We start from the raw sequence: 12,474 nt of genomic DNA on the forward strand, positions 1-12,474 counted from the left end.
ATCAATTCAAAACCTTTTTTAGAATACATCAGTTGACAAAAAACCGACCTAAATTGCAATAGATGGAGTTAGCGATTCAATAAGATTGCTCAGAAACAATAAATCATTGAAAGAGAAATCATGTTAGAATCCTAAACTCAGTTATGGATTATTGTTATTTTTCCATCAGATCTTGTCGTTTTTTTATCAGATCCCTCAAACAGTATCTGAAGGCAAGATACTCAAGGAGTAAGCCGGTGTCGCTATCTGCATCTCTTGCCTTGTTTATGAGGACTTTGCAAGTTTTCGTCACTATAGGATAACCATTATTAATGGATTCTGCGATGGAAACGCATTCCCTTAATAGTTTTTCTTTTAATAAAATCAAGTTTTCGACTATCGGATTATCCTTTTGTTTTTCATCGTCGTTTAATCTGACTATTTTATTGATGAGTTTTATATTATATGCTTCGTTGGCATCAATTATTTTTCCAGTATAAATCAATTCTTTTGCTTTTGAGATGCCTACTATTCTTGATAATCTCTGAGTACCTCCCCACCCAGGTGAAATTCCTATCTTAACTTCTGGTTGCCCTATTTTTGCATTACTGGATGCAATTCTCAAATCACAGGCCAGAGCGATTTGACATCCACCGCCCAAGGCATAACCATTGATCGCAGCGAGCACAGGCTTGGCTAGCCCCTCAATAAGGTTTAATAGTTCATGAACATGATTTGCGTATTGTATTGCATCATTAGGAGACATCTTAATAACGTTTTTCAAATCCCCTCCAGCACTGAAAGAGTTTAATCCTTCTCCTGTTAGGATTACAGCACAAATTTTCTCGTTGGTTTCACATAGGCAAATCTCCCGCTTTAATTCAGTAACCAAATCGAAATTAATCGCATTATATACCTCTGGTCTATTAATTTTGATTATTCTAGTGTTTTCTCTTTGTTCGGTAATAATATATCTCGTATTCGGCAATTAGATATTGTATTTTAATTGTTTAGATATTTAGATTATGAAAATATCCTATGTCTGATAAATTTAATAATCGGTTTTTATTATTTCTATTCCCTTTCCGTATTGTAAAATCTACTTTTTCAATTAACGGACCTGCTACCGACATTCTTTATAACTAGCAGACAGTCAAAAATATCATGCCTGCAAATACCCAACAATTTGAAAATGAATCCTATCTGAATCTTGAAACTTATAGAAAAAATAATCAACCAATAGTTACACCCGTATGGTTCATCTTAAATGATAATGATATTTTTATAGTAACAAAAGAAAAGACTGGAAAAGTGAAACGTCTAAAAAATAATAATATTGTGAGGGTGGCTCCATGCAATTATAGGGGAGTATCAAAGGGAACGTGGGTGACTGGCACGGCACATTTTGTTGGAGCACAGGAGAAAAGCAATATTCTAGAGATGAGAGATAAAAAATATGGTATCAAAGCAAAGATGGCAAGCCTACTTAGTATACATAAAGGAAATTATGTTGTAATTGCAGTACAAGTTTGATATTTTATTGTCGACTTTATCACACAAGTTGGATTCCGGGGGTATTTGAAAAGATCATAAAGATAATCACGAATATCAAAATCATTCAATATCTTTACGACAGAGGACCTCAATCATAATTGATAGTTGATTACTATATTCAAGAGTAATCACCAATTAAAACGTAATTGATAACAAAAAATAAATATCATCACTAGATAGTAATCAGTATATCAGAGATAAAAAAAGAGAAACCGGTAAGTTCTAAGAAAAATAGAATAGAACCATTTGCAGTGGCAGACGAGAATTCTTTTGACGATTTACTAAAGAAACTCGATGAAGATGAGATTAAAATAATTGTTCAACTCTATGTAATTAAACGAGGTAAACGGGTAACAAACATCAAGGGGTTTACCGATCAAGAAAAAATGGAATCAATTGCTCATGAATTAAAAAAGACTATAGGTACAGGTGGAACCGCAAAAAATGGGATGATTGTGTTGCAAGGGGATCATAGATCGAAGGTAACTGAATTTTTGTTGACCAAGGGTTATCCTAGAGAATCTATCGAAGTAATTTGATTAAGAATCTATATATACAATCAAATGATTTTTTTGACGAGGCTATTACTACATTAATTTCTTCTTTCTCATTAGATATATTGTGTAAAGACATTCTGATTTCCAAGACGTAAATAAACCATGTACTCTAACACTCTATGAGATTTTAACGATTTTTTTGGATTTGTGTAAGCGGTATAGTTCAATATACCTATCTTACTTATGGGGGTATATTGCTTTTTTACCTTACAATGTTTTTCTATTGTATAACTATTTGCATAACTGCTTTATGAAATTCAAATTTACCTCTCCCTTCATTTTTACTTTAATGAAGGGATTTCTCAAACTTCAATAAATGGTGAATATGATCTTAATGTTAATCCTATAGACTATTTAGAAGCACATAATATGTACAATATTAGAAATTAACCACATGGAGAGCTCCGGGTGGTCTGAAATGGATGAGTGGGGCCCAGAAAAAATATTGCAGGTGTATGACCCTGACACTGGTATGAAAGGTGTTTTGGTTATTGACAATACCTCTACTGGTCCTGGCAAAGGAGGAATAAGGTTTGCAGAAAGTGTTACTCTTACAGAGGTTTTTAAGCTCGCAAGAACAATGACTTGGAAATGTGCGTCAGCAGGACTACCATTCGGCGGTGCTAAAGGAGGAATTCTGGCCAACCCAGGTAAAGTAAATCAAGTAGAATGGATTAAATCCTTTGCTAAAATGATAAAACCCTATTGTCCCTCCCAATATATTGCAGCTACTGACGTTGGAACAACCGAATTGGATATGGCAGTATTTGCACATGAGATCGGAGATATGCGAGCATGTACTGGTAAGCCGCAAGAACTTGGAGGAATTCCTCACGAACTAGGTACAACTGGTTATGGTGTAAGTGTTGCACTAAGAACCACAATAGACTTTTTAAAAGACATCAAACGTAAAGGATTAGATATTTCCAAACCTCTTCTCGCTCTCACAAACACCTTAGACAAGAAAAGAAATGATTTTAAAATAGTTATTCAGGGATTTGGCAATGTAGGTTCATTTACTGCAAAATTTCTAAATGATTTAAATATAAAAGTTATAGGCGTTAGTGATGTCTCGGGGTTTGTATTTGATGATAATGGTTTGGATATTCCGAAATTAATGAGCGACATGAAAGACAAGTCCAAGTTAAGTGATCTACCAGTAGATAATCATAATCATCAAAACCACTCTTATAATATTTTAGATAAAGACGAAATTTTTAATGTAGATTCAGATATTTTTATTCCTGCAGCTTTGACCGGTGTTATCAACGATAAGACTGCCCCCAAGTTATTAGAGCATAATGTAAAGATAATTGTAGAGGGTGCAAATATTCCAACAACTCCTACAGCTGATCAATATTTAGTGGATAATAATATTTTAATCATACCCGATTTTCTTGCAAATTCTGGTGGTGTAATCGGATCATTTGTTGAGTATCAAGGTCGAACAGAAAAAGAAGCCTTTGATCTAATAGAATATAAAATTACAAATAATGTTAAAAGAGCACTTTACAATTCACTTTCATTAACTGACCAGAAAGATGATACTTCAGAATTTAATGTTAGAAAGGTTGCGATGGAAACAGCAAAACAAATAGTATATAGAGCAATGTTATTAAGAAAAGGCGCAATTAGTGTCGCAAGAGAAGCATATGCAAGAAAGGAACGAGTAATTTATTAGATTAATTGAATTGATGTTACTAACACAAATGGATAAGAAAGGATTTGCCTATCGTATATTGTGAATCTGATAGAATTATCCTTGGATCCTTACACGTCGTAGAAACCTTCTATTGGTAATCAATACTCAAATTGTTGCAATTGATAAAACCATACAGCAAACGTCTCAAAAACAATAATTAGTGTGATTTTTAACTTAGACTCTGCAACCTATTTTTCCACTCTTAGTTTCTATAACAACGAGGTTGCAGACTATAAATAAATTAAAAAACTATGATTAACGTTATGTTTTTGCTACAGCCGACCAAATTATCGTAAAAAAAGATAATATCGACACTTTAGATGCTCTGTTCATTTAACGAAATCTTATAGCTTGAAGATACTTTATCTTCTTTATGATTACCAGAAACAAAACACCTTCAAAGTACGTATACTATGGTCTGTATTTGTATTTTTCAGGTCTATTGCTTAGGAGAGCAGCCGAAAGATTATCTTATATTTTCAAACGAAATCATGTTTCTATTTGGAACTGGATTCAAAAGTATCATCCCAAAAGGATATCATCAAAGAGAAAAAGGATCGCAGAATATATTATAGATGAAACACTGATCAAGGTTGGTTCTCAATATATCTGGCTTTGGGTAGCCATAGAACCAAGAAACAGACAAATTCTCGCACTAAACATATCTAAGGAAAGAAACATGCTCATAGCAGAGAGATTTATTTCCGGTTTAGTAAGGATTCACGGAAAGCATCCAGTATCTACAGACAGAGGTACGTGGTATCCTCAAGCATGCAGGTTCTTGAACCTTGATCACCACATTCATTCCCACTACGAGAAAAGTATCATAGAAAGGAAGATGCAGTACATCAAGGATAGGGCTGAAAGTTTCGATGACTACTTTCCATGCAAAATGAAGAATTGTAATCTAAATCACATAATCAATTGGTTGACTCTATTTGTAGATTATCACAACAAGGAGAGAAACCGTTAAGTGAACAGAGCCCTTTAGATTCAAAAAACCATTAAATAGCATAATGAAATGATGCTTTAAAAAAAAGAAAAGATATTGTGTAGAGATTGTCTATTCTGATCATGGATTGATTGTCAGAGGATTTTGTTGCTTCTCGGTTAAGCTGCTTTTCCAATAGTTTGGCAGGTTTTGCACCCAGCCATCATAAATATTAGGAATCGCTAGTACTCCTTGCCCTCCTGTTCCCTCTAAATCTGTTATTTTGTCATCAGTTATTGTATCATTTGAAGCAACAAGTGATACCTTTCCAGCAATCGATGCATCCACCGGATTTCCATCATTGTTTGGATCCCCATCTACTACTATGGCCTCATTTGAGAAGGTACTTGAAACGTATGCATAATATCCACCCCCTTTCTTTGCACCGAAATTAACTCCGTGACATCCGGCATCACATGGTAATTCTTTTACTACCTGATCAGTGTCGGTATCCAGTATTGTTATTGTTCCGCCGGTATTTGCTGTTACTATATATTGACCATCTGGACTTACAGGTGTCTGTATTGGAAGAAAACCGACCGGCCCAGTTGTATTACCTGTTATTGGATCGTAATTGGCGAGGAGGTTAATTTTCTTTATCAGCGTAGCGTTGGTAGTATTTATGACACTCATAGTACTGTCAAAAAAGTCTGCAACGTATGATTTACTACCATCCGGCATCATTCCAACTGCAACAGGGGATACGCCAGTCTTTACTTTTCCGATTATTTTATCTTGCATCATATCATATATGGTTGTAGTTCCAGTAAGCGCATCTGGAGTTACCATGTATCTGTCATCAGAACTCATCCAATGACCGTGTGGATGAGTTGAGGGTGCTGATGGAGATTGTAACAAGATAAACTTTTCAAGATTAAATTCAGGATTCGATGACACCACAGTTACTCCATCTTCACCGTTTAGCGCTATATACAGTTTGTCAGTTGTAGTTCCAGTCATTACATGAGATGGGTCATCTCCAACTTGTATGTCCTTTACAAGCTCACCAGTTGTGCGGTCAAATATGGTTGTTCTGTTATCAAACCACTGAGTTTGGTAAATGAGTTCTTGATTTTTGTCAGTCCACATGTTGTGAGGATTATTCATATTGATTTCAGGCAAAGCAACTTTCTTACTTACGTTCCAAGTGGTACCGTTAATGGCCGTAGCAGTTCCCGGTTTAGTCTTGCCAGCAGTTTTTTCAAACTGTGTATCAATCCATATTTCTCCCACTGCAGGAACCGTTGGATTTGACAAAGGAGTCAAAGTAATGTTTTGACCATATGTCTTTTCTAATACGTCTTTGACATTAACGACAGTCCCGTTTGTTATTCTAGCATCTACATCAGGATATGAAACGTGCCATGGTTGGGAGATATTTGTATAATCCTGCCAGTTTGGTGGAGAAGTTGCAATAAAGAATGTCCTTAACAACTTTAAGGCCAAATCACTATTTGTAGGAATCGTAACTCCGTTTATCAAAGTAAGTTCTTCGCCCAAGTCCAGTCCCTCTGTATCCGGATCATCAACAATGACTGCAGCAAGCATGAAAGGATGAAGACTGCATGCAAATACATATAATCCAGGCTCGTCAAGGTTTACTATTGCTCCTCCCTTGTATGCCATCATTTGACTAAATGGCATGTGGCTAGCGTTCTTAGGATATATTATGCTAGTTACGGTGTGAACGCCATGTGTACTATCCATCATAAAGTTAACTGTTCCAGACTTGTTTATTATCGCTAGTGATTCGCTACCTGTGTTTGATATGTCGCCTTTGAGATTTGTAAACCATTTACCTGGTTCATCACTAATTGAAAATGATGCAAAGTTTTTGTAGGGTGATGCGCCAGGAATACTTTTTTGGGTCGACTTGTCTTCTGTCATCATTGCCTTTACTTGTGAGGATGCGTTGGCAGAAAGTACCTTAAAGGTAGACATCATGCCTGCTTCCATATGAGAGAACACATGACAATGGTATTGCCAGTCGCCAGGACCCACACCATCGCCTGCATCTATGACAAATACATGGGTCTTACCTGGATGGATTTCTTTTACATCAATGATATTACTTGTACCCGGATCGACCCATCTGTGAGCATGTAAATGGAATGTATGAGAGTGACCATTGGGGTTTGATGACGGGCCTATTCCAACAATGTGGAAACGGATCTTTTGATTCTCTTCTGCTACAGGTACTGGATTTGTCCACAGAGGAGTTTGCGTACCGTTCCTATCTACTTCCATCCCCCAAAAGGTTGACCCCACCATAAACAATAGGACTTCTTTATCCAATTCATCAAGAGGTATGGTTGTTATTTTTCCATCTACAAGGGCCTCTGTCATCCTATCCTTAGGATTAACAATAACTACTCCATATAGTCCTCTATCACCTAATTCTTCATCTTGATATACGTATGTTCCTGGATTAGATGCAACAAAATCTTCTTGGGTTGTATTTCCACCTAGATGGTTGATTGTTATAAGGGCCTTGTCACCCTCGCTTATCACTATAGCCGGTCCAGGAATGGTGGCGATAGTACTATAGTTATTTGTGATGTTTAATTTAGTACCATTAGTTTGATTAATTATGTGTTGAATCATTTTATATGCTGGCTCACCATCTGGTAGTACCTGCTCTTTAATCACTATGTCATGTACAGCAGAACTTGAATTTAGAACCATGTTTCCATCAGTTGTATTTGACGAAACTTTAGATGATATAGTATCAAATACCTTACCATCATCGTTATTTGTCTGAGTCATTGGAATAAATGATTCAATTCCTCGTGCTATCCCGGGAGCTGTCATTGTTGAAGACAAAATTAGCGTTGCAATGACTACGGAATAAAGAACATTAATTTTCTTGATCCATCTAGTATGGTTATTATCGTTGTTGTATGACATTTCAAACCACCTCTTTATTTACTGAATTTTCAAATACTTGTGCATCTAAAGAATCGGATATAACAAAATCTCCCTTCATACCTCCGAGAAGGTTAATTGTCGAATTATCATAGTAGCTTGAATTTTTGTTGGCTTCAATAGTAAAAACATGATTTGCAAGAGGACCTATTATATGAGAGTTGATAACCTTGTTTGTTCCCGGACTTAGCCATTCAATATTATCCATTGTGAAATTGTGAAATTCGTTTCCTGTCGATTGAATATTGAATCTAACGATACTATTATTGGCTGCAGTTAATGTCGGATTGGTTCCCAATTGTGTATGCTTTCCACCCTTTGAATAATCTACTTCAGTTCCCCAAAACACATCATCATTGACAAATAAAATATAATCTTTGTCGATGTCGCTGACATTTACCTGTTTTGGAACACCATTAATCAAAGCATTTACCTTTCCGTCAGAGGGATTTATAATTATACTTGAAAAAAGCCCTACTGTCTCAAGACCATCCATGCTTTTTCCTAAAACATTTCTTCCAATGGTATGATCATGAAAAGGCCATGAGCCAGCCGTACCATTTGCAGCATCCCATTTAACAGTAAATGGTTTTGTAGGAGAAGCAGCCTGATCAGAAACCTTGTTTAATTCCTTTAATGTTCCGTCACTAGTTATTTTATAATGCGCACCATGAGTGTGAACACCTGGATAACCCCATCCCATTTCATTAACGAGTGTGATAATTACCTCATCACCTTCATTTACTATGATGGTAGGCCCAGGAATAGTAGTCTCATTAGTATAGTTGGAAGTAATATCCTTAGTTTCATTACTAGTAACATCTCGAACTAAATAACTGTTGAGATTGTAAGCAATTCGATCTCCGCTTAGTTCATCCACTCCCATCTCAATTTCATGGGATTTTACATGATGGTTTTCTTGTTCTATCCTTGGGTTAGACTGAGCAAATACGTTAATAGCACTACTTGATGGTAGAGAATTTGCAACTATCAAACCAACCGTTAGAGCTACTATTATGTTACGCGACTTAAGTAAATTGTATATGTACAATAACCTGATCGAATAAATAATAAAACGGCGTTATATAATAGATCGGTATTGAATGCAAATTTCTGTAATCTTTAGCAATTGTTTGTATACAAAACAACGAAATCTAGCTCGATACTGCAGTTTTGCTGGGTGCAACATTCTATGTCGCGGTATAACAGAATTAATCGATTGGATTGATCCCACATATTTATAGAATAATTGAAGGTGACGCCAAAATTGAGATAACCTCTGAATAGTTATTAAAATGTAAAACTAATAATTATTCAAAGAACTATTTGATGCACATCCTTGTTCTCTTTTTATATGTATCAGATAGCACAACTGAATGCAATTGATTAAAATGCAATCCTTTATGTGGAAATATTATTATAGGTCTGTCATTAAATAATTGAGGCTGGGTCATTATTCATTTTGATAATCTCATCCAGTAACCATATATTTAATCAAATTAGGATCCAAGCAACTACTTGATCATTCTTCTGGGATCATTGTTTCCGTTCATACAATTATGATAAACAGATATCTGGTACAGCAATACGGATAACAGTACAATACCATGCACTCTATCATCTCCTTTTAAGGGTACTGGATCTATACTGAATACGGACTCGATATGTTCTATCAGAGGTTCTATGGGTATACATCTCTATTTTTTTAAGAATTGTAATTGTAGATAATATTTCAATAATTTATGGGAATTATAATCTATTAATTTAGGTAAATCCTTGACTACAGATCCTACAATATTATTAATTTTTGTTTTTTTTTCTTGAGATCAAGCTAATGGATATTGAATTGAATGGTATAAAGAAGAAACAGAATTATATGATCATATAAAGCTAGTAACTATATTGATTTATGTGAAATGGTATATTTATTTCTCAAATCTCTATCCAAATACCTTTTTTAATGTCCTCAAATCAATTTCTCTAAAATATCTATTATTACTACAATAAGAGGATGGATGTCGATGTAATATATATCACAACCCCTATTACCATTATAAGAAAATAATATTCTTTTGGATGAAATTTAAAGCCTCTTTATTAGATTTAATTTAGATAACTCTCTAGTTAATTAGTTAATTACTGACATACACTATAGGGTGGATTCTTTAAGAGTATAAGAAACCCCATCCAAAGATCTCATTAGTTTGGAAGCTGAAGTATATCTTTGTATTCACTATTACCTCAACCGTGAAAAAAAAGCTGAATATTGTTTGGATATGTATATCATTTCCTTTAAAAATTAAACATTATACAATTCAAACCGGAGATTAAGCGATTTAGTGTAGATATCTTTCATACCTTTTTTGCCTATACATCAATTGGAAAGGAAAGATAAGTAAAGATTGCCTGGAAAATCCAATATATCTCAGAAGAATTCTGCATTGTCTAGCGTTGATTTTGGTACAATGGAATTTATGAATGGTTAATATCAAAAGATACAAATTCTTGAGATACTTGGATAGTAGTCAAAGACTATTTTGATAATAAATATGTAATTTTATTTGATAAAAGTATTCTTAGCGATGTTATTGTTGCTTATAGGGACGTATGCCTTTGGTGTATGACCTGTAACACTGATGATTGTGGTCATGTGGGATTTGCTAAATGTCTGAAACAAGATTACGATCGAAACGACCAAATGGTTCTTTAGGTAAAATAGGATAAAACCATAAGTATTAATAATCAATGATTTCTCAAAAAGATCACTTACATCTTTATATTTGCATAAAAATTATTGACAAGACCGAAGCTTAATCATTTCACATGAAATAAGCAAGTAATTAAATTAACTTCTAAAAATATTCAAAAACCGCTTTGTCTATCTTTTATCTCCTATATACAACAAGTTCAAAAGGGCTAAAAAATTTCATTGGTTGTATGGTTTTAGATTTGGACAGGGATTAGATTGAATATAACATCAATTGATTTGCCTATATCTCATACTACAACAGTAAGCTCCTACTATATTTTCAAACCGATCAAAGCGTTATCTTACTATTAATACTGCACAGTCTACTTCTTCCGCAACCTTTCTTGCAACACTTCCCAATTTCCTAAACATTCCTGAAATTCCTTTATGTCCACTGCTACCCATTACAATGAGATCGGTGTTATTCTGTTTAGTAAAGTCTATAATTTTTTCAGCAGGATCACCTATTTTAATTTCTGTGGTAATATAAACATTGTTTTCAGTATACTTGTTTTTGACATCCTTCATAATCACAATCATTTCATTCTTTATCTCATTATGAATCTTATTAACTAACGGAGATATGATCACTTCATTGTTTTTTGATTCTATTTTTGAAAAATGAATCGGTAAAGGAATTTCGTTAATTACATGTAGTACAAAGATTTGAGTTTTATCCACCGTAGATAATTCTATAGCTTTTTCCAAGGCCTTGATGGACAACTTGGAGGTATCATAAGGTACTAGTATACGATTAAAAGGCATCAAACCATAATAAGTTTTGAAGAATATAAGCAAATATCTACTTGATTAGATAGCAAAAAAATTGAAGATAGCTCTGTCATTACCTCAGTCATTCTAATATCGTTTATGAATCTGGGAATATATGCAAAATTCTCTGACTATTTCATTTCTGAATCTTCTTTTGTAATAACAATGCTTATTGCAGCATTTGATTTATTCTTTGTATATGGATTAACAGGGTATTTTACTTCGTATGTCATAGGGAAAAGGGACAAATCATCTAGAATTGCTGCCTTTGTAATTATGAGTTATATAAATAATACACACTTGTAGTAGTATTTGCATCTCAATTTTTCGGAACGGAAGTAGCTGCCTTGGCGGCATTTTATAATTTGGCTTATTATGGCTTAATGGTGCCATTGAAAAAATTATTTTTGATTGGAACTATGTAGTATTCTTTTCGTCTTCTATATTTATTTATTAAAAAATAAAATTTGAAGCAAAAGGAATTTTGTTGCAATGGATAATAAAAAAGTAATGTTAATCTACTTTTGGATCTATCTACTGCATATATCTACTAACACATATTAAATTAAAGGCACGAAGTTCAATAAACTATTTTATATCCCGTAGTTTCATCATAATAATATATGTTTGCTCAAGTATATGATATCAAATATTGTTACTAATTCTATCACCTTATTATTGTCATAGGGCAAGAAACTGCTTCTGATACTTTTCTGGATACACTTCCAAGCCCTCTAATTTTAGCTAAACCCTGCAGTCCATTGCTTCCCATAACTATCAAATCAACTCTATTATTGTTAGAGTAATCTATGATATGATTAGTGGGATCGCCATAAAGAAATATTGACTCTAGCTTAACTCCGTCTATGGATTTATATGCCTTCTTTTTTTCATTCATATCTTTTTGCATTAAAGTTTTTGTTTCTAGATATATACTATTAGCATGTTCATTCAAAGATGTATTCTTATTTTCACGATTAATTTTCACTTTACCTAAAAGAGTTTTTGTAAAGGGTATTTCCTCTACTACATGTAGCATTAAGATTTTAATGATTCGCTTTTTTGGATCACCTAAAAAGATCGATTTTGCTAAATATACTGCATACTCCAATGCGTTTTCGGAAAAGTGAGAACCATCATATGGCACCAAAATGACTTTTATGTCCAATCTTAAGTAAAAACATACATATCATATCTTAATAGATTTACTATGACTGTAGGTTCCAGTTGATACAGTTTGACTGTA

The 12,474-nt window shown here is 34.0% G+C and carries 10 protein-coding genes; 5 read left to right on the forward strand and 5 right to left on the reverse strand.

All coding sequences use genetic code 11. From position 1 onward, the window contains the following. Window positions 1-154 precede the first annotated feature (154 nt). Entirely contained in the window at window positions 155-967 is an 813-nt protein-coding gene (locus tag NMY3_RS05675) for an enoyl-CoA hydratase/isomerase family protein (protein WP_196817947.1), read from the reverse strand. Between the two features lie 176 nt (window positions 968-1,143). Between NMY3_RS05675 and NMY3_RS05680 the strand changes: the two genes are divergently transcribed. The 4 genes from NMY3_RS05680 to NMY3_RS05695 all read left to right on the forward strand — a co-directional run bounded on the left by NMY3_RS05680 (window position 1,144) and on the right by NMY3_RS05695 (window position 4,765). Further along, the gene (locus NMY3_RS05680) at window positions 1,144-1,512 is read left to right on the forward strand and encodes a PPOX class F420-dependent oxidoreductase (protein WP_196817948.1); all 369 of its coding nucleotides are present in this window, start codon (window positions 1,144-1,146) and stop codon (window positions 1,510-1,512) included. 272 nt (window positions 1,513-1,784) lie between these two features. Then, entirely contained in the window at window positions 1,785-2,072 is a 288-nt protein-coding gene (locus NMY3_RS05685) for a translation initiation factor (protein ID WP_196817949.1), read from the forward strand. A gap of 412 nt (window positions 2,073-2,484) precedes the next feature. After that, window positions 2,485-3,771, forward strand: coding sequence for a Glu/Leu/Phe/Val family dehydrogenase (locus tag NMY3_RS05690; RefSeq protein WP_196817950.1), 1,287 nt, complete (start codon window positions 2,485-2,487; stop codon window positions 3,769-3,771). A 394-nt stretch (window positions 3,772-4,165) separates the two neighbouring features. Then, the gene (locus NMY3_RS05695; protein ID WP_196817951.1) at window positions 4,166-4,765 is read left to right on the forward strand and encodes a DDE-type integrase/transposase/recombinase; all 600 of its coding nucleotides are present in this window, start codon (window positions 4,166-4,168) and stop codon (window positions 4,763-4,765) included. A gap of 99 nt (window positions 4,766-4,864) precedes the next feature. Here the strand turns inward: NMY3_RS05695 and NMY3_RS05700 are convergent, their stop codons facing one another. From NMY3_RS05700 to NMY3_RS05710, 3 genes are all read right to left on the reverse strand, one after another. Continuing rightward, window positions 4,865-7,690: a multicopper oxidase domain-containing protein gene (locus NMY3_RS05700; protein ID WP_196817952.1), complete on the reverse strand. Its 2,826-nt coding sequence runs from the start codon at window positions 7,688-7,690 to the stop codon at window positions 4,865-4,867. A gap of 1 nt (window position 7,691) precedes the next feature. Next, window positions 7,692-8,702 carry a multicopper oxidase domain-containing protein gene (locus NMY3_RS05705; protein WP_196817953.1) on the reverse strand — a complete coding sequence of 337 codons (1,011 nt, stop codon included), beginning with the start codon at window positions 8,700-8,702 and terminating at the stop codon, window positions 7,692-7,694. Between the two features lie 2,052 nt (window positions 8,703-10,754). Next, complete coding sequence (locus tag NMY3_RS05710; RefSeq protein ID WP_196817954.1) at window positions 10,755-11,222, reverse strand: universal stress protein; 468 nt, start codon at window positions 11,220-11,222, stop codon at window positions 10,755-10,757. 105 nt (window positions 11,223-11,327) lie between these two features. On the opposite strand from NMY3_RS05710, the gene NMY3_RS05715 reads away from it, so the two are divergent. Further along, window positions 11,328-11,534, forward strand: coding sequence for a hypothetical protein (locus NMY3_RS05715; RefSeq protein WP_196817955.1), 207 nt, complete (start codon window positions 11,328-11,330; stop codon window positions 11,532-11,534). Between the two features lie 361 nt (window positions 11,535-11,895). On the opposite strand, the gene NMY3_RS05720 is transcribed toward NMY3_RS05715, so the two are convergent. Then, window positions 11,896-12,396, reverse strand: a complete 501-nt coding sequence (locus NMY3_RS05720; protein WP_196817956.1) for a universal stress protein — start codon at window positions 12,394-12,396, stop codon at window positions 11,896-11,898. Window positions 12,397-12,474 lie beyond the last annotated feature (78 nt).

It is taken from the genome of Candidatus Nitrosocosmicus oleophilus (assembly GCF_000802205.1).
GTDB classification, from domain to species: domain Archaea; phylum Thermoproteota; class Nitrososphaeria; order Nitrososphaerales; family Nitrososphaeraceae; genus Nitrosocosmicus; species Nitrosocosmicus oleophilus.